Genomic DNA, 17,328 nt, shown 5'->3' on the forward strand with positions numbered 1-17,328 from the left:
TGGGTCTCGTGTCGTCTGCGCAGGAGGACAATGGATGCCGTGGCCGCACCTCTCTCCGACCTGACCAGCATGCCCGCACCGCAGCAGGTGTACGCCGCAGACGGCACTCGCCTCGCGACCTACACCTGGGGCGAGCTCGACGCCCCTGTGGTGGTGATCGTGCACGGCTTCGCCTCCAGCGCCCGCGACACCTGGGTGCTCACCGGATGGGTGCGCGAGCTCACCAGAGCCGGGTACCGCGTGCTGGCCCTCGACCAGCGCGGGCACGGGCTCAGCGAGAAGCCGCATCAGCCGGAGGCGTACGGCATCCGCACCCTGGCCACCGACGTCGAGACGGTCATGGACACGTATCTCGTCGACGAGGCCCTCTACGTCGGGTACTCGCTGGGCGCCCGCGTCGGCTGGGAGGTCGTCCGCGACCTGCCGCACCGCATCCGTCGGGCCGTGCTCGGCGGGGTGCCCGACGGCATCCCCCTCGCGCGCCTGAACCTCGAGCAGGTGCGGACCTACCTGGCCGACGGCACTCCGGTCGCCGACACGACGACGCAGAACTACATCACGCTCACCGAACGCGTGCCGGGCAACGACCTCGGCGCGCTGGTGGCGCTGGCCGAGGGGCTGAGGTCGTCGCGGACGATCGACCCCGACCCCTCCCACGCTCCGGCCGGCCCGATCCTCTTCGCGACCGGCTCGAAGGACGGCATCATCGAGGGTTCCCGCGCGCTCGCCTCGGCGGCGCCGCAGGGCCGCTTCTTCGAGATCCCCGACCGCCATCACTTCAATGCGCCCGGCTCGCGCGCCTTCAAGGAGGCGGCGCTGGGGTTCCTGTCGGAGGGGTAGGCCCCTTCGCCCGTCGACGGGCTCAGGGGCCCCGCCCTCCGACGGGCTCAGGACCGGGGTCAGACGGTGGCGTCCTCGCGCTTGGGCAGCACCCATCCCGCGCGCGGGAAGTGGCAGGTGTAGCCGTTGGGGTACTTGAGCAGGTAGTCCTGGTGCTCTTCCTCGGCCTGCCAGAACGGGCCCGCCGGCTCGATCGTGGTCACAGCCTTAGCAGGCCACAGCCCCGAGGCGTCGACGTCGGCGATGGTGTCGCGCGCGACCTGCTCCTGCTCGGGGCTGAGCGGGAAGATCGCGGAGCGGTAGCTCGAGCCGATGTCGTTGCCCTGACGGTCCTTGGTCGACGGGTCGTGGATCTGGAAGAAGAACGCGAGGATGTCGCGGTACGTCGTCTTCGTGGGGTCGAAGACGATCTCGACGGCCTCCGCGTGACCCGGGTGGTTGCGGTACGTGGCGTGGTCGTTGCTGCCGCCCGTGTAGCCGACACGGGTGTCGAGCACGCCGGGCTGGCGGCGGATGAGGTCTTCCATGCCCCAGAAGCAGCCGCCCGCGAGCACGGCGGTCTCGGTCCCGGGCGTGCGGGTGATGGTTCCGGTGTCGGTCATGACTGCTCCTCAGAGGTGGAGGTGGAGGTGGGGGTGGTGGTGTCGGCATCCGAGCCGGCGAAGAGGTGACGGTAGCGACCGTACCCCTCATCTTCCAGACTGTCAGCCGGGATGAAGCGCAGGGCCGCCGAGTTCATGCAGTAGCGGAGCCCGCCGGCATCGCGCGGCCCGTCGTCGAAGACGTGCCCGAGGTGGCTGTCGGCAGCAGTGGACCGGGCCTCGGTGCGCGTCATCCACAGCTTCCGGTCGGTGCGCGTGGTGACGGCGTCGGCCTCGATGGGCTTCGTGAAGCTCGGCCATCCGGTGCCGCTGTCGAACTTGTCGGTCGAGGCGAACAGGGGCTGGCCCGACACGACGTCGACGTAGATGCCGTCGTCGTGGGTGTTCCAGTACGCGTTGCGGAAGGGCGGCTCGGTCGCGTCCTCCTGCGTCACCTCGTACTGCAGATGGGTGAGGTCGCTGACGGCCTCGGGCGTCTTGCGGTAGTCGTTCGACATGGTCTGTCTCCTTTGTCCGACGCGGCTGGCTGCGGCGTCATAGAGAAGAACCGTCGAGGGCCCGGTTTTGGTCCCGCGGGTCTGTGAGCGGGCTGTGAGTTCTGCGACCGCGGGCCAGGCGTGCCCAGCGCTGCGGTGGGAACTCCTCCGGCCAGTGCACGACGACGGTGTGAAAGCCGCGCCGCACTCGGAGGACTCCGGAGCGGAATCCCTCGAACGACCGCCAGGCCATGCCCACCGTCACGTCCGATCGGAAGTCGAGGCGGCCGACGAGGCCCAGATGGAAGGCGAGGTCGAGGTCGTCGTGCACGAGCGGATCGTCGCGGTGCACGGAGCCGCGCACGGCGCGCCATGAGTCGCGGCGCAGCGCGAGCCCCGAGCCGAAGAGCGGCGGATGCCCGAGGGTCGGCGTGAGCACGGCTCGATACGCGCCGAGGTACAGCCGCGGCACGAGCGAGCGCCACCGCGGCGGGCCGTCGACGGCACGGGCCCCGCAGCTGACGGCGACGAGCCCGGCATCCGCCTCGAGGATGCCGGACATCGTCTCGACCCAGTCGGCCGGCGGGACGCAGTCCGCGTCGAGCCGGCAGATGATGTCGGTCGTCGCCGCGTCGTATCCGGCCGCGCTGGCCGCCGGGATTCCCTCACCGTCGAGCACGACCACCCTGGCCCCGAACGCCTGGGCCACCGCTGCGGTGTCATCGCGCGAGCCGTCGTCGACGACGACGATCTCGTCGGGCACCCGGGTCTGCGCCCGGAGCGCGCGCAGGCATCGCTCGAGCAGCGGCGCGTCGTCGCGGGAGGGGATGACGACGCCGACGGTCGGCCGGCCGTCGGCCGGACGGCTCACGCGCGGCGGAATCTCTTGGTGCATGCCGCCACCGTAGAAGCTGCGGGAAAGCGGCGAACGGGGGTTGACCTCTGCTCAGGCACCTGCGACGACGACGGAGAGATTCGCCTCCGCGGTGCGCACGACATCGTCCACGGTGACATCGTCCGGGCGGCGGGCGACCTTCAGCCCCAGCCACGGCACATCGCCCGCGGCGGCGAGCGCGGCGCGCACGTGCACCGCGTCGAGGAGCGAAGTGGATTCGGGGTGGGTCTCGGCGATCGGGAGGTGCGCGTCGATCCAGGGGTGCCCGTAGAGGCTCTCGGCAGGCGCCGCCCCCGACAGCGCGAGACCCGCGAGGAGTCCGGATGCTGCGGCATCCGCGATCTGTTCCGTCACGGCATCCCCATCGCGCAACTCGATCGCCGATCGGCCCCAATTGAGCCAGAGACCGATCGGAGCACCGGACTCGCGGATGGCGGCGATCTCGCCGTCGAGGGGGAGGAAACCCTTCTCGTACACCTGCCCGGGAACATGCGCATCGCAGTGCTCGATGACCAGCCGGGCACCCGACCAGTCGATGTCCGCGACCTGATCCAGCGACCTGGCGAGGGCAGTAACATCGCCACCCGCCTGCGGTGCGGTGTGCAGGGTGACGACGGCGACGGACGCGGCGCTGTCCCGCTCGATGCGTGAGACGTCGGCGGCGACCCGGCGCAGGTCGTCGATCGCGGCCGCCCTCCCCTCGTCGTCGGCCGATGCCAGGCCGTACCCGGGGCGCACGCCCACCCGTCCCATCACGTGCGGGATGGGCGTCACAGCCAGGGCGACGGCGGGGACGTTCCCGAGGAACCATTCGGCGTCGTGCGGGTGGATGCCTCCCACCCACGGCACCTCGAGCCCGGCGACGCCGGGAAGAGCGCAGAGCGCGGGCAGCAGGTCGGCTTCGAGATCGGGATCCCACCGCCGATGCGCCGGCGAGAGCGGGTACGCGCTCAGCAGGATCGGCGCCGTCACGGACGTGCCTTCGCGACGGCATCCGCGAACCAGGTCGTGATCGTGGACGGATGCGTTATGGCCGTGCCGACGCAGACCGAGAAGGCGCCGGCGGCGATCGCGGCAGCCGCCTGGGCGGGCGTGTGGATGCGCCCCTCCGCCATGATCGGCAGCGCGCAGCGGCCGGCGATGAGCCCGATGAGGTCGAGGTCGGGTCCGTCCGTCTTCGGTCGTTCGCCCGTGTAGCCCGACAGCGTGGTCCCGAGGATGTCCACTCCTGCGGCCTCGGCGGCGAGCGCATCGTCGAGCGACCCGCAGTCGGCCATGATCAGGGCATCGGTGTGTGTCCGCAGCCCCTCGACGGTCTGGGCGAGAGTCAGGCCGTCTGGACGGGGACGCCGGGTGCCGTCGATAGCGACGACGTCGGCACCGGCATCCGCCACCGCCTTCGCGTGGTTCAGCGTGGGGGTGATGAAGACCTCGTGGTCGCCGTCTTTCCACAGGCCGACGATGGGTACGGGCAGGTCGGCGACCCCGCGGATGTCGGCGATGCCCTGCACGCGGATGCCGACGGCTCCGCCGACGAGCGCGGCGGCCGCGACCTGCGACATCGTCCGAGGGTCGCGCATGGCCTCGCCGGGGTAGGCCTGGCAGGAGACGACGAGTCCCCCCCTCAGGCGGTCGAGTGCGTCGGGGAATCTCACGGGGCCCTCCAGGCGGATGCCGCTGCTCCGCGCAGCGGTGCGTCGTCGCCGAGCGTTCCCGGCAGGATCGGGGTGGACTGCAGCGCGTCGATGGCCTCGGCGTGGAACGCGTCGCGCATCGGCCGCCACCAGGCGTCGCCGATGTTCGGCACGCCACCGGTGACGACGATGCGCTGCGGGTCGAGGATGGTGGCGGCGCCGGCCAAGGCACGACCGACCGCCGCAGCGGATTCGGTGAGCGCACGCTGGGCGATCGGGTCGCCGGATGCCGCGGCGCCGGCGACTCCTCGCGCATCCCGGATGCCGGCATCGCCGCCGAGCGAGCGGAAGTGCGCGTGCATGCCGATGCCCGAGCCGATCGCCTCGAGGTGACCGATGCGCCCGCACGGGCAGCGCAGATGATCGGCTCCGGGTGTGGGCAGGTGCGCGATCTCGCCCGCGACGTGATGGGCGCCGCGCACGGCATCTCCGGCGAGGATCAGGCCCGCACCGACTCCCGTCCCCACGGCGACGACGAGCGCGCTGTCGGACCCCGCCGCGGCCCCGTGCCGATACTCCCCCGCCGCGTGCGCGTCGACGTCGTTCTGCACGACGACGGGAGCACCCGGCAGGAGCAGGTCGCCCAGTGCCTCGCGGACGAGCGCAGCGACCGGCGTGCGCGGCCAGTCGGCGAAGGTGTCCGTCGCCGACACGATGGTCCCGGTGCCGGCATCCACGACTCCCGCGGTGCCGATCCCGACACCCGAGAGGCGCAGATCGACCGTGCCGAGCAGCCTGTCCGCGAGCACGGCCACCGTGGCGATGACCGCCGCCGGACCTTCCGACGCCGGTGTCGCCGCCGTCTCGATGCGCAGCAGCACGTCGTCGCGATCCGCGAGGGCCGCGGCGGTCTTCGTGCCCCCGATGTCGACGGCCAGCACGACCTCGGACGACGCCGCCATCAGGAGACGGCGACGGGCAGCAGCCCCTGCGCGGACAGGATCTCGCGGATACGGGACACCGCGTCGTGGTCGAGGGTCTGCACGGTGTCGGCCATCGTCGCGTGGTCGATGATGCCGCGGGCGTGCATGGCCGCCTTGAAGGCGCCCACGCCCGTGGCGTCTCCCGAGAGACCCCGCGGCTGGAAGACGATGTCGAAGACGCGGTTGATGCGCTCCTGCTCGGCGCGCGCCTCGTTCCAGTCGCCTCGCTGCGCGGCATCCCACAGGCGCACGTAGCCCGCAGCCTCTACGTTCGCGAGTCCGGGCACCACGCCGTCGGCGCCCGCGAGCGCCATCGCGTCGACGACGACCTCGTGGCCGGTGAGCAGCTGCAGGGGGCGCCCCGCCGCGATGTTCGCCGCGATCAGGCGACGGAACGAGACGTCGTCACCCGACGAATCCTTCACACCGTGGATCACGCCCTCCGCGCCCAGCTGCACGAGAAGATCGATGCCGAGCTTGGCGTGCACGCGCACCGGGACGTCATAGGCCCAGAGGGGCGCGTCGATCGCCGCCGCGATGGTGCGGAAGTGGTCGGCGACCTCGGCGGCCGAGTTCAGCGTGTACAGCGGAGCCGTCGTGACGATCGCCTGCGCACCCGCGGCGATCAGCCGTCGGGCGGTCTCGACGATGCGCGGAGCCGTCAGCTCGATCGCGCCGGCGATGATCGGGACGCGGCCGGCGTTCGTCTTCACGATCGTGGTGAGCAGCTCCACACGCTGGTCGTCGGTGAAGTACGCGGTCTCGCCGGTGGATCCGAGCGCGAACAGGCCCGAGACGCCCTCGGCGATCAGTCGCTCGACGAGCCGCTCGAGAGAGACGTGGTCGATGGTGCCGTCGGGCGACAGCGGGGTGGCGACGGGCGGGACGACGCCCGAGAAGATGAGGGAAGAGGATGCAGCAGTCATGGTGTTCCGGTCGTTTCAGTGGGTCGGTTCGAGCAGCGAGGGCGCAGCGCCCAGGAGCGTTCTGGTGTAGTCGTCGGAGGGCGCCTCGAACACACGGGCGGCGTCGCCGAACTCGACGACCCTCCCCCGGTTCATCACGGCGATCTCGTCGGAGAGATAGCGGACGGTCTGGATGTCGTGCGAGATGAAGACCATCCCGAGGCCGAGCTGCTCCTTCAGGTCGGTGAGGAGATTGAGGATCTGCGCGCGCACCGAGACGTCGAGCGCCGACGTCGGCTCGTCCGCGACGATGACCTGCGGGTCGAGCACGAGCGCCCTGGCGATCGCGACGCGCTGTCGCTGGCCGCCCGAGAGCTGGCTCGGCAGCGCATCGAGGGCGGATGCCGGGAGTCCGACCAGCCCGATCAGGTCGCGCACCTTGCGGCCGCGGGTCGCGGGCGTGCCGAGGCGGTGCACCTGCAGGGGATCGAGCAGGGCGTCTCGCACGGTCATCCTCGCGTTGAGCGCGGTCGCGGGGTCTTGGAAGACGACCGACAGGATGCGGCCGAGTCGCCGGCGCACCGCGGGGGTGAACGACGTCACCGGTTCGCCGCCGAAGACGACCTGGCCGCTCGTGGGCTTCTCGAGTCCGATCAGCACCTTGGCCGAGGTCGACTTGCCCGAGCCGGACTCGCCGACGATTCCGAGGGTCTGCCCCCGCTTCACGGTGAGCGAGACGCCCGCGAGCGCGTCGACGTGCTGCGGCCGGAAGAGCGTGGAGGCGCGCGTCTTGTACCGCACATGCACGTCCTTCAGCTCGATGACGGACTCGCTCATCGTCCTGCTCCGATCGCGTCGACGGGCGCATCGTCGGGATGCGCGGAGTAGTAGTGCTCGGTGCCATCGATCCGCCGACGCACCGGCGTGACCCCGGCGTAGCGCTCCGGGTTCGACGAGCGCGGCGCGAAGCGGTCGCCCGCGGGGAAGTCCCGCGGTGACGGGACGACGCCCGACACCTGGTGCAGTCGGTCGGAGCCGGCCTCGATCGACAGCACCGCGCCGAGCAGCCCCTGTGTGTACTCGTGCACGGGCTGCGTGAGGATCTCGCTGGTGGTGCCCTGCTCGACGACCTGCCCCGCGTACATCACCGTGATGCGATGGGTCAGCTCGGCGACGAGCGCGAGGTCGTGCGAGACGAAGACCAGCGCGAAGCCGAGCTCCTTCTGCAGCCGCATGAGCAGCTCGACCACCTGCGCCTGCACCGTGACGTCGAGGGCCGTGGTCGGCTCATCGGCGATCACGAGTCGGGGGTCGCGGGTGAGCGCCATCGCGATCAGCACGCGCTGACGCTGGCCGCCCGACAGCTCGTGAGGATACGAGGCGAGCGTGCGCGTCGGGTCGAGGCCGACGAGCTCGAGCAGCTCCTCGGCCGAACGGGTGCCGCCGCGCGAGGTGAGCTGCTTCATCTGCGAGCGGATGAGCATCGCCGGGTTCAGCGAGCTCAGCGCATCCTGGTAGATCATCGCGATGTCGTGACCGCGCAGCGCGTTGCGCTGCTTCGGCGACATCCGCAGCAGGTCCTCGCCATCGAACAGGATGCGGCCGCGGATGTCCGCCTTCGGGTCGAGCAGACCCATGATCGCCAGCGAGGTGATCGACTTGCCGCAGCCCGACTCGCCCACCAGCGCCATCGTCTCGCCGGGGCGCACCGTGAAGCTGACGTGGTCGACGACGTCGACGTCGCCGTGTCGGGGGAACGAGATGCAGAGGTCCTGCACGTCGAGCAGCGGGGTCTCGTCGCCCGTGTAGACGAGCCGGTCGGTGCGCGCGAACTCGCGCTCGCGCAGTTCGGCCAGACGATCGGCGAGGGGCACGGCGGGTGCGCGGGCCACGAGGGTGTCCGGTACGCCGCTCGGCACCGAGAGGTTGACCGATGTGTCGACCGTGACGATCACGTTCGTGTCGTCGGGTCCGGCGGCCGCCTCCTCGAGCTCGTGGGTCGACTCCTCGGTGTTCGCCGCATCGGCGGTGATCTTGCGCGCACGGGGCGAGACCATGGCATCCGTCATCCCCTCGGAGAGGATGTTGAGGCACAGCACCGTGAGCATGATGAGGATGCCGGGGAAGAACGTCGCCCACCACGCGCCGCTCATGAGCAGGTTGCGTCCGGCAGCGATCACGTTGCCCCACGAGGGCTCGGGGTCGGGGACGCCGGCCTGCAGGAACGACAGCGACGCCTCGAAGACGATCGCATCGGCGACGAGGACGGTCGCGAACACGAGCACCGGAGCCATCGCGTTGCGCGCGACGTGCCTCGCGATGATGCGCGGGGTGCCCGCTCCCATCACCCGCACGGCGGAGACGTAGTCCTCGCCGTACTGGTCGAGGATGTTCGCGCGGACGATGCGCGTGAGCTGGGGCACGTAGAGGAAGGCGATCGTCAGCACGAGCACCGGGAGCGACTTGCCGAACACAGCAACGAAGACCGCGGCGAGCGCGATGCCGGGGAACGACATCACCACGTCCATGACCCGCATGAGGATCTCGGAGATCCACCGTGGTGCCGTCGCGGCGATCGTGCCGAGGATGCAGGCCGCAGCCAGCGCGACGAGCGTCGCCCCGAGTCCGATCACGAGCGAGTAGCGGGCGCCGTAGACGAGGCGCGAGAAGATGTCGCGTCCCTGCCGGTCGGTGCCGAACCAGTGCTCGGCGCTCGGCGGCTGCACGGGGCTGCCCGATGCCAGCGGGTCGAACGGGGTGATCAGCGGGGCTGCGACGGCGGCGAACGCGATGACCGCGAGCACCGCGAGGCAGATGATCGAGCCCAGGGAGAGCCCGCCGAAGCGGAGCCCGGGCACGGAGAGTCGTTCAGTCAGTTTGCGACGCATGTCACACCGCCCGGATTCGGGGATTGATGAGGACGTACAGGAGGTCGACGATGATGTTGATCACCACGAAGGCCAGCGAGACGGCGAGGGTCACGCCCTGTACGAGGTTGGGTTCGTTGTTCGTGACGCCGTTGAGGATCAGCGTGCCCATGCCGGGGATCGCGAAGATGATCTCGATCACCACCGCACCGCCGAGCAGGTAGCCGATGCGCAGACCCAGCACCGTGACCGGCGTGATCAGGGCATTGCGCAGCACGTTGCGGCCGACGACGACCACACGCGGGATGCCGGCGCCGAGCGCCGTGCGGACGTAGTCGCGGTCGAGCTCCTCGACCATCGACGTGCGCACCACGCGGGAGAGCTGCCCGATCACGGGCACCGCGAGCGCCACGGCCGGGAGGGTCATCCGCGCGAGCCAGCCGGAGGGATCGGCCCAGAAGTCCGGAAGGGGACCAGAGGCGGGCAGGACGTTCAGAGTGAGGGTGAACAGCTGGATCAGGAGGATCGCGAGCCAGAACGACGGCGTCGACAGCGACGCGACGCCGAACACGCGGATCACCTGATCGGGCCAGCGGTCACGGTAGACCGCGGCGAGGACGCCGATCACGAAGGCGACGATGACCGCGATGAGGAGGCCGAGGAACGTCAGCGCGAGCGTCACCGGGAAGGCGCGCACGACCTCGTCGATGACGGGGAGGCTCCGTGCCGAATACGTGCCGAGGTCGCCCTGCACGAGACCCAGCAGGAAGTTCACGTAGCGGACGAGCAGCGGGAGGTCGAGGCCGTACTTCTCGCGGTACGCCTCGAGCGCTTCAGGTGACGCGGTCTCGCCCAGCGCCGTGCGCGCCGGGTCGACGGGTGAGAACGACATCACGAAGAACACGAGGAACGTGATGCCGAGGATCATCACCGGCAGCTGCAGAAGTCGCCGGCCGATGAGGCGGAGCGTGGGGGACACGAGCCGCTCCTTCCAGGGTCAGGACGGGAGGGCGGGGGTGCGCTCGGGGACGCACCCCCGCCGTGAAGATGCTGCTACTTCGCAGCCACGCCGACGTCGAGGAACGACAGACCGGTGGTGGGCACGGGCTCGAAGCCGACCAGCTCCTGGCTGCTCCACGCGGTGGGCAGCTTGCGGTGGAAGAGCGGGTAGAGCACCGCCTGGTCGGAGATCAGGTCGTACGCCTGATCCCAGGTCGCCTGCTGCTCGTCGCCCTGCTGCGTCACCGCAGTGTCGAGCAGGGTGCGCAGCTCGGCATACTCCGGAGAATCCGCCCAGTTGGTGCGGGTCTTGGTCCAGACGTTCTCGCCGTACCACCAGTTCATCAGCAGATCGGGGTCGACGCCGAAGACCGACGGGTCGCCCGGGGCGACGGCGACCGTGTACTCACCGGAGTCGACCTTCTCGTACATCGATGCGGACTGGCCGATGTCGAGCGTGGTGTCGATGCCGACGGCATCCAGCGACTCCTTGATCAGCGGAGCGACCTCCTTCACCCAACCGGTGTCGGTGGTGAGCAGCGTGATCGAGAGGTCGGAGACACCGGCATCCGCCAGCAGCTCCTTCGCCTTCTCGGGGTCGTAGGAGTAGACCGTCGACGCCTCGTTGTAGTTCGGGTAGGTCTCAGGCAGGAACGAGGTCGCCGCGGTGGCGTTGCCCAGCATCCCGGTCTCGATGATCTTGTCCATGTCGAGCGCGTAGTGCAGCGCCTGACGCACGCGGACATCGTCGAACGGCGCCGCCTTGGTGTTGAACATCATGAACAGCAGACCGAACGACTGCACGCTCTCCACATCGGCGGCGGATGCGAGGGAGTCGACGTCGATGTAGGGGACGTCCTCCATCGCCTGGATGGTGCCGGTCGACATCGCCGTCACTCGGGCGGAGGCGTCGGACAGCAGGTTCCAGTTCATGCCGGCGGCGAGGGCCGGGTGGGGTCCGTTGTAGTCTTCGTAGCGCTCGAAGACGAGCTTGTCCTCGGGCACCGCCGAGACGAGCGAGTACGGACCGGATCCGACGGGGTTCGCGCCGAAGCCTTCGGGGTCGGCCTCGACCACGGCCTTCGGCACGATCTTGACGACACCGAGCCGCTGCTCGATCAGCGAGAACGGGTAGTCCGTGGTGATCTGCACCGTGTCCTCGTCGACGGCGGTGACGGTGTCGACGAAGTCGATGAACGTCCGGAACAGCGAGTTGTTGTCGGGGTTCATGACGCGCTCATAGCTGAAGACCACGTCGGCGGCGGTGACGGGATCGCCGTTCTGGAAGGTCGCGCCCTCGCGGAGGTCGACCTCGTAGGTCGTGTCGTCGACCTTGGCCGGAAGCTCAGCGGCGAGCGCGGGCTCGGCCTTCTGCGTGACCGGGTCGAGGTCGACGAGACCTTCGAAGACGTGCCAATTGGCCGAAACCGTGACAGCACCGGAGGCGATCATCGGGTCGAAGCTGCCGTTCAGGGTGTACGAGATGCCCGCTTCGATGATTGCGTCGGGATCGACCTGGGCGGCAGACGCGCTCTCCTCGGGGGCGGGGGTCGCGCCGGCGCCGCAGCCGGCGAGGGCGATGGATGCGGCGACTGTGCCGGCGATCAGCATCGCGAATCGACCCGCATGGCGGCGGGTGACGTGTCGGTTCATGTGTGCTCCAGGGTGGTGGGGGACATCTTGAGGACATCTGATGTCTGATGTACTCTAAACACAGGTTCGACCAGATCACAAGAGTGGGAGGATCGGAGCAATTCTGTGAGGCACGAGGGGAACCCCATGAAGTCCACCACGAACAGGGCGGCGCGCATGCGGCGCTCGACGACGGCGGATCAGATCAAGCAGCTCATCCTGACGCGCGGACTCGTGCCCGGGGACCCGTTGCCGACCGAGGCCGAGCTCTGCGAGGAGCTCGACGTGTCCCGCTCGTCCGTGCGCGAGGCGATCAGGACGCTGTCGACGCTCGACATCGTCGACGTGCGTCACGGTCACGGCACGTACGTCGGACCGATGTCGCTGGACCCGATGGTCGAAGCTCTGGTCTTCCGAGGTGTCCTGTCTCCGGAGGGGTCGCTCGAGGCACTGCGCGAGGTGGTCGAGGTGCGGCTCGCCCTCGACCTGTCGATGGCGGAGCGCGTCGTCGCAGCAGCGAAGGACGCGGAGGACGACGAGCTGGACCAGCTGGTGGACGAGATGGTCGACAAGGCGACGCGGGGCGAGTACTTCCTCGAGGAGGACCGGGCCTTTCACACGAAGCTGTTCGATGCGATCGACAACCGGCTCGTCGGACAGCTCGTGGGGGCCTTCTGGGATGTCCACACCGCTGTACTCCCCCAGCTCGGCATCGCCCAGCCGGCCGACATCCACCAGACCGCGAAGGCGCACGGCGACATGCTGAGGGCGGCGCGGGCCGGCGACGTCGAGGCCTACCGCCGCGCCGTCGTCGAGCACTATCAGCCTCTGCAGCGCGCGCTGGCGAGCACGCGGGAGGCGCGCGTCTGACGCAGACGGACTCGATAGAGTTGCTCCGCTGATCACACCACAGGGGAGACATACATGTCCGTTGGACTGCTGGCGGTCGTCGATGACATTCTGAGCGCCGCGATGAAGGCCTCGGCGAAGGCCGCAGGCGTCGTGATCGACGATGCCGCCGTGACCCCGCAGTACGTGCAGGGCATCACACCGGCGCGCGAACTCCCCGTCGTGGCGAAGATCGCACTGGGGTCGCTGGTCAACAAGTTCGTGATCATCATCCCGATCGCCCTGCTGCTCACCGCCTTCGCTCCGTGGGTCCTGCCGTACCTGCTCATCCTCGGCGGCGCGTACCTGTGCTTCGAAGGTGCCGAGAAGGTTCTCGAGTGGTTCGGCGTGCAGCACGGACATGCCGACGAGAGCGCCCGCGACGAGAAGAAGCTCGTCCTCGGTGCGGTGCGCACCGACCTGATCCTCTCGACCGAGATCATGCTCATCTCGCTCGCGAACCTCGAGGCGGGTCTCGACATCTGGACGACCCTCGCGATCCTCGCGGTCATCGCCCTGGTCATGACGGGTGTCGTGTACGGAGCTGTCGCCCTTCTCGTCAAGATCGACGACATCGGCCTGAAGATGGCGAAGAACCCGGTGCAGCGCGTGCGCCACACCGGCACCCGCATCGTGCGGTCGATGCCCGCGGTCTTCCGCTTCATCAGCATCCTCGGCACCGTCGCGATGCTGTGGGTCGGCGGCCACCTGCTTCTGGTCAACCTCGCGGAGGTGGGCGTGCATTTCGGTGCCGACATCCTGCACGGCATCGAGCACGCTCTCGAGCCCGCCGGGCCCGTCATCGTCTGGATCGGCGACACCCTGTTCTCCGCCGTCGCCGGCCTCGTCGCGGGGCTGATCATCGTCGGGATCATCCTCGGCATCACGAGGCTCCTGGGCAAGAAGGCGAACTTCCACGAGGGCGAGGAATCCCCCGCCGACGTGCACGTCTGACCGCCGACACGCATCGCGTCACGCCGCCATGTCGTAGCGGGCGCGCCCGCCGAGGCGGGGCCTTCGGTCGGGATCGATCGTCGGCGGTGGGATCAGCCACACCCTCGCCGCTGTTCCGACCCCCTCGACGCGAACATCCCACCCGTTGTCGTGGATGCGGTGGTGGCAGGACTCGCAGAGCAGAACACCGTAGTCGAGGTCTGTGCGCCCCGCATCTCGCTGCCACCATCTCAGGTGATGCGCCTTCGTCATCTGTGGCGGAAGGCCGCACATCGCGCACCCGCCGTCGCGTTCGACCAGCGCGAGCCGCTGAGCCCGTGTGAACAGCCGCTTCTCACGCCCCCAGTCGAGGATCTCGCCCGCACCCCCGAGCACCACCGGGATGATGCCGCCCCCGGCGGCCATCCTGCGGCACGTGCTCGCGCTCACGGGCTGACCGCTGCCGTCGATCGTCGCGGATCCGAGCCCCGACGTCAGGTCGCGCAGATCCGTCCGCACCACGACCGTGGCGCCCGTCGCGGGCATGCCTCCGTTGTCGCAGTCGAGAGCGTGCTCGCAGATCACGGCGAGTGCGTCGGCCTGGATCATCGAGACCGTCCGACGGTCGGCGTCTGCCGCACCTCCATCGGGTGCCACAGCCCGAGACTGGAACGTCGCCGTGACGTACGCCTGTATCGCGGCCTTGATCGCCGCGCCCGACGCGATGTCGGTCTTCAGCGACAGGTGCAGCGATCCGTCGCGTTCGAACATGGCCAGCGAGCGCCTGTCGCGAGCATCGCGTTCCTTCGGCTCGATCCCGTCGGGGTCGAGCCACGCTTCGGCCCTCGCGAGCAGTGTGCGCACGTCGTCGAGGGACATGCCCGCAGCACGCGCGACCAGCAACTCCTCGGCCTCGGCGATCACCGCCGACCCGACCTCGAGTCGGACCCGCTCGAGCAGGCTCACGATGAGGGCGGCGGCCTGAACGCCCAGCGTGCCCGCGGCGAGCGCCTCGGCGAGAGCCGGGTACTTCGGGGGCAGGACGTCACCGAGCAGGTTCGTGCGCGGCGCTGTCGCCTGTCCCACCCTCACGAACCGTGCCGCGTCGCCGGAGGATCCGCCCAGCACGGCGGCGATCATGGCCGCCGCGCTGCGGTATCCGTGCTGTCCGGCCAATCGGTCGGGCCCCAACTCGACCCGTGACTCGAATGCGACCGCGGCAGCGACCTCCGCGTGGAGTCCGTCGATTCTGCGTTGAAGCGCGCCGAGGGACGCGAGCACATCGAGCAGCTCTGTGCGCGACAGCTGCGGCGCCGACTCTGCCTCGCCCCACGCCGATTCGAGGCCTGTGAAGGCCTCGAGCAGGAGGGTGGGGTGCGGGTTCGCCATGCCTTGAGTTTAGAACATATGTTCTATCTTCGAGCAGAATCCCGGCATCCGATCCAGGCGGTCGAACGTCCGCCGTCATGCGCCCGGCGGGCGGTCCTCACTGCGCAGCCACTCGTCGAACGTGGTCGCCGCGCGCAGCGCGTCAGGACCCCCGCGCAGAGAGCCCGACGCGAGCCCACGTCCGTAGGCACCGGGAAGACGCACCCCCAGCACGCGTCGCCGTGCACCCTCGAACGCCAGCTGCCGCCGCGCGACGTCGACGAGCACCTCGTCGCGCGGGCCGACCAGATCCTGCGCGCGCCCGACGGCACCGGCCTCTGCCACCCGGACCAGATGCTCACCCACCTCCCGCGCCGCCACGGGTCGCATGAGGAGCTTCGGCAGCACCGCCACGGGACCCCTCTGCTGTGCGAGCAGCTGACCGGCGAACTCGTGGAACTGCGCCGCCCTCGCGATCGTGAACGGCACATCGCCCGCGGCGACCGCCCGCTCCTGCGCGAGCTTTCCGGCGTAATAGGCCGCGTCGATCCCGTCGATCCCCACGATCGACAGCGCGACATGGTGTCCGACACCGGCATCCGTCTCCGCGGCGAGCAGATGCCGCGTCGCCGTCTCGAAGAACTCCGTCGACGTCGCCGCCGACAGGGTCGTGGTGTTCGTCACGTCGATCACCGCCCGAGCCCCGGCGATCGCCGCCGGAAGACCCGACCCGGTCAGTACGTCCACGCCCTCCGACCGCGAGAGGACAGACACCTCATGGCCCGCGTCGCGCGCGGCCGCGACCGTGTACCGCCCGACCAGTCCTGTTCCCCCTGCGACGACGATCTTCATCCGACTCCCGCTCTCTCCGAGGCGCGGAGCGCCTGAACCCAGCGTGCCCGCGCGGCATCGCCGTCCACAAGGGGCGACGACACGGCATCCGCGAGCGCAGCGAGCGCCCCCGCGGCATCCGGCTCTGCAGCATCCTGCTACCGTCGTCCCGTGCGCACCCGAGCGCAGATGCAGGAGACCCGATGACCGAGCACCAGATCCGGGATGCCGAGGTCGGCGACCTCGCGGCGATCACCGCGATCCACAACCACGCCGTGCTGCACACCACGGCGATCTGGAACGAGGAGGAGGTCGGCGTCGACGACCGTGCCGCCTGGTTCGCGGGCCGGCAGGAGCGCGGCCACCCCGTGATCGTCGCGGTCGACGGGAGCGGCGTCGTGGGATACGCGTCGTTCGGCGATTGGCGCCCCCACAGCGGCTTCCGTCACACGGTCGAGCACTCGGTCTACGTCCGCGACGACGCGCAGGGTCGCGGAATCGGCAAGGCCCTCATGATCGAGCTCATCGACCGCGCCCGCCGCCTGGGCGTGCATGTCATGGTCGCAGCCGTCGACAGCAGCAATCTCGGGTCGATCGTTCTGCACAAGCGGCTCGACTTCATGCAGGTCGGGCGGATGCCGCAGGTCGGCGCCAAGTTCGGACGCTGGCTCGACCTCACCTTCCTCCAGCTGGTGCTCGACGAGCGGCCGTTTCCCGACGACGCGGTCGGCGCCCGATGAATCCGCTGCTCTGGCTGGTCGACGCCTTCAACTCGCAGTGGATCCTGCCCGGCGGTCAGGCGCTGCTCGTGCGCGAGGTCGTCGGCAATGCCTTCGGGCTCGCCAGCGCCCTCGGCGGGATGCGACGTCGGATCTGGGCCTGGCCGGTGGGGATCATCGGCAACGTGCTGCTGCTCACGGTCTTCCTCGGCACGATCCTCAACCCCGACCACGAGCTGCCTCACCTGCTCGGCCAGGCCGGACGCCAGGTCATGTTCATCGTCGTGGCGATCTACGGGTGGGTGCGCTGGCGGCGGGCGTCGTCCGACGGAGGCAGGGTCACCCCGCGCTGGGCTCCGAACAGCGCCCGCGTCGGACTCGTGCTCGCGCTCGTCATCGGGACGGTCGCGCTCACCCCGCTCTTCCGTGCACTGGGCTCCTTCGAGCCGGTCTGGGCCGACGCCTGGACGTTCGTCGGCTCCCTGCTCGCCACCTACGGCATGGCCAAGGGCTGGACGGAGTTCTGGCTCATCTGGATCGCCGTCGACGTGGTCGGGGTCCCGCTGCTCTTCGCCTCGGGCTTCTATGCGACCGGATTCATGTACGTCTTCTACGGCGTCTTCACCGCGGTCGGATTCGTGGTCTGGTGCCGCGCGCAGGCGAACGACAAGCCCCAGGTCGAGACGATCATGCCGGATCCCCGACCGATCACCTCCTCGATCAGGACCATCGACGACGGCCAGCACTGACGACCAG

The 17,328-nt window shown here is 69.7% G+C and carries 18 protein-coding genes; 5 read left to right on the forward strand and 13 right to left on the reverse strand.

The window, feature by feature from the left end; translation table 11 throughout:
* Positions 1-39: 39 nt before the first annotated feature.
* Positions 40-840, forward strand: a complete 801-nt coding sequence (locus tag BN2660_RS05265) for an alpha/beta fold hydrolase (protein ID WP_255305039.1) — start codon at positions 40-42, stop codon at positions 838-840.
* 59 nt (positions 841-899) lie between these two features.
* Here the strand turns inward: BN2660_RS05265 and msrA are convergent, their stop codons facing one another.
* The 11 genes from msrA to BN2660_RS05320 form a co-directional block, all read right to left on the reverse strand.
* Complete coding sequence (gene msrA, locus BN2660_RS05270) at positions 900-1,442, reverse strand: peptide-methionine (S)-S-oxide reductase MsrA (protein ID WP_091228187.1); 543 nt, start codon at positions 1,440-1,442, stop codon at positions 900-902.
* On the reverse strand, positions 1,439-1,939 hold the full coding sequence (gene msrB, locus BN2660_RS05275) for a peptide-methionine (R)-S-oxide reductase MsrB (protein WP_091228189.1): 501 nt from the start codon (positions 1,937-1,939) through the stop codon (positions 1,439-1,441). Before msrB ends, msrA begins: the two co-directional genes overlap by 4 nt.
* 37 nt (positions 1,940-1,976) lie before the next feature.
* Positions 1,977-2,813 (reverse strand): glycosyltransferase family 2 protein, encoded by an 837-nt coding sequence (locus tag BN2660_RS05280; protein ID WP_091228190.1) that lies wholly within the window; start codon positions 2,811-2,813, stop codon positions 1,977-1,979.
* 51 nt (positions 2,814-2,864) lie between these two features.
* A complete protein-coding gene (locus tag BN2660_RS05285; protein ID WP_176697096.1) occupies positions 2,865-3,785 on the reverse strand; it encodes a DUF4862 family protein in 921 nt (306 codons plus the stop codon).
* A complete protein-coding gene (locus tag BN2660_RS05290; protein ID WP_091228192.1) occupies positions 3,782-4,468 on the reverse strand; it encodes an N-acetylmannosamine-6-phosphate 2-epimerase in 687 nt (228 codons plus the stop codon). Before BN2660_RS05290 ends, BN2660_RS05285 begins: the two co-directional genes overlap by 4 nt.
* Entirely contained in the window at positions 4,465-5,409 is a 945-nt protein-coding gene (locus tag BN2660_RS05295; RefSeq protein WP_091228194.1) for an ROK family protein, read from the reverse strand. The genes BN2660_RS05290 and BN2660_RS05295 overlap by 4 nt, the downstream gene beginning before the upstream one ends.
* Positions 5,409-6,356 carry a dihydrodipicolinate synthase family protein gene (locus tag BN2660_RS05300; RefSeq protein ID WP_091228196.1) on the reverse strand — a complete coding sequence of 316 codons (948 nt, stop codon included), beginning with the start codon at positions 6,354-6,356 and terminating at the stop codon, positions 5,409-5,411. Before BN2660_RS05300 ends, BN2660_RS05295 begins: the two co-directional genes overlap by 1 nt.
* 15 nt (positions 6,357-6,371) lie before the next feature.
* Positions 6,372-7,172 (reverse strand): ABC transporter ATP-binding protein, encoded by an 801-nt coding sequence (locus BN2660_RS05305; RefSeq protein ID WP_091228198.1) that lies wholly within the window; start codon positions 7,170-7,172, stop codon positions 6,372-6,374.
* Entirely contained in the window at positions 7,169-9,223 is a 2,055-nt protein-coding gene (locus BN2660_RS05310; protein ID WP_091228200.1) for a dipeptide/oligopeptide/nickel ABC transporter permease/ATP-binding protein, read from the reverse strand. The genes BN2660_RS05305 and BN2660_RS05310 overlap by 4 nt, the downstream gene beginning before the upstream one ends.
* 1 nt (position 9,224) lies before the next feature.
* Positions 9,225-10,181: an ABC transporter permease gene (locus BN2660_RS05315; RefSeq protein ID WP_091228201.1), complete on the reverse strand. Its 957-nt coding sequence runs from the start codon at positions 10,179-10,181 to the stop codon at positions 9,225-9,227.
* A 74-nt stretch (positions 10,182-10,255) separates the two neighbouring features.
* On the reverse strand, positions 10,256-11,854 hold the full coding sequence (locus tag BN2660_RS05320; RefSeq protein WP_091228203.1) for an ABC transporter substrate-binding protein: 1,599 nt from the start codon (positions 11,852-11,854) through the stop codon (positions 10,256-10,258).
* 126 nt (positions 11,855-11,980) lie between these two features.
* Between BN2660_RS05320 and BN2660_RS05325 the strand changes: the two genes are divergently transcribed.
* Positions 11,981-12,703, forward strand: coding sequence for a FadR/GntR family transcriptional regulator (locus BN2660_RS05325; protein WP_255305040.1), 723 nt, complete (start codon positions 11,981-11,983; stop codon positions 12,701-12,703).
* Positions 12,704-12,757: 54 nt separating this feature from the next.
* Positions 12,758-13,675: a DUF808 domain-containing protein gene (locus BN2660_RS05330; RefSeq protein ID WP_091228205.1), complete on the forward strand. Its 918-nt coding sequence runs from the start codon at positions 12,758-12,760 to the stop codon at positions 13,673-13,675.
* Between the two features lie 18 nt (positions 13,676-13,693).
* Here the strand turns inward: BN2660_RS05330 and BN2660_RS05335 are convergent, their stop codons facing one another.
* Positions 13,694-15,043: an HNH endonuclease gene (locus BN2660_RS05335; protein WP_091228207.1), complete on the reverse strand. Its 1,350-nt coding sequence runs from the start codon at positions 15,041-15,043 to the stop codon at positions 13,694-13,696.
* Between the two features lie 75 nt (positions 15,044-15,118).
* A complete protein-coding gene (locus BN2660_RS05340; RefSeq protein WP_091228209.1) occupies positions 15,119-15,874 on the reverse strand; it encodes an SDR family oxidoreductase in 756 nt (251 codons plus the stop codon).
* Between the two features lie 182 nt (positions 15,875-16,056).
* On the opposite strand from BN2660_RS05340, the gene BN2660_RS05345 reads away from it, so the two are divergent.
* The gene (locus tag BN2660_RS05345) at positions 16,057-16,593 is read left to right on the forward strand and encodes a GNAT family N-acetyltransferase (RefSeq protein ID WP_091228211.1); all 537 of its coding nucleotides are present in this window, start codon (positions 16,057-16,059) and stop codon (positions 16,591-16,593) included.
* Positions 16,590-17,321 carry a nicotinamide riboside transporter PnuC gene (pnuC, locus tag BN2660_RS05350; RefSeq protein ID WP_176697097.1) on the forward strand — a complete coding sequence of 244 codons (732 nt, stop codon included), beginning with the start codon at positions 16,590-16,592 and terminating at the stop codon, positions 17,319-17,321. Before BN2660_RS05345 ends, pnuC begins: the two co-directional genes overlap by 4 nt.
* The last annotated feature ends 7 nt before the right edge of the window (positions 17,322-17,328 follow it).

The sequence above is a fragment of the Microbacterium sp. 3J1 genome, assembly GCF_001049495.1.
Lineage (GTDB): Bacteria > Actinomycetota > Actinomycetes > Actinomycetales > Microbacteriaceae > Microbacterium.

What these genes read in the sequence shown, in the direction of transcription:
- BN2660_RS05335 (WP_091228207.1), bottom strand. Translation starts at nt 15,043, where the DNA reads ATGGCGAACCCGCACCCCACCCTCCTGCTCGAGGCCTTCACAGGCCTC.
- BN2660_RS05340 (WP_091228209.1), bottom strand. Translation starts at nt 15,874, where the DNA reads ATGAAGATCGTCGTCGCAGGGGGAACAGGACTGGTCGGGCGGTACACG.
- BN2660_RS05280 (WP_091228190.1), bottom strand. Translation starts at nt 2,813, where the DNA reads ATGCACCAAGAGATTCCGCCGCGCGTGAGCCGTCCGGCCGACGGCCGG.
- BN2660_RS05345 (WP_091228211.1), top strand. Translation starts at nt 16,057, where the DNA reads ATGACCGAGCACCAGATCCGGGATGCCGAGGTCGGCGACCTCGCGGCG.
- msrA (WP_091228187.1), bottom strand. Translation starts at nt 1,442, where the DNA reads ATGACCGACACCGGAACCATCACCCGCACGCCCGGGACCGAGACCGCC.
- BN2660_RS05325 (WP_255305040.1), top strand. Translation starts at nt 11,981, where the DNA reads ATGAAGTCCACCACGAACAGGGCGGCGCGCATGCGGCGCTCGACGACG.
- BN2660_RS05300 (WP_091228196.1), bottom strand. Translation starts at nt 6,356, where the DNA reads ATGACTGCTGCATCCTCTTCCCTCATCTTCTCGGGCGTCGTCCCGCCC.
- BN2660_RS05330 (WP_091228205.1), top strand. Translation starts at nt 12,758, where the DNA reads ATGTCCGTTGGACTGCTGGCGGTCGTCGATGACATTCTGAGCGCCGCG.
- BN2660_RS05305 (WP_091228198.1), bottom strand. Translation starts at nt 7,172, where the DNA reads ATGAGCGAGTCCGTCATCGAGCTGAAGGACGTGCATGTGCGGTACAAG.
- BN2660_RS05310 (WP_091228200.1), bottom strand. Translation starts at nt 9,223, where the DNA reads ATGCGTCGCAAACTGACTGAACGACTCTCCGTGCCCGGGCTCCGCTTC.
- pnuC (WP_176697097.1), top strand. Translation starts at nt 16,590, where the DNA reads ATGAATCCGCTGCTCTGGCTGGTCGACGCCTTCAACTCGCAGTGGATC.
- BN2660_RS05320 (WP_091228203.1), bottom strand. Translation starts at nt 11,854, where the DNA reads ATGAACCGACACGTCACCCGCCGCCATGCGGGTCGATTCGCGATGCTG.
- BN2660_RS05295 (WP_091228194.1), bottom strand. Translation starts at nt 5,409, where the DNA reads ATGGCGGCGTCGTCCGAGGTCGTGCTGGCCGTCGACATCGGGGGCACG.
- msrB (WP_091228189.1), bottom strand. Translation starts at nt 1,939, where the DNA reads ATGTCGAACGACTACCGCAAGACGCCCGAGGCCGTCAGCGACCTCACC.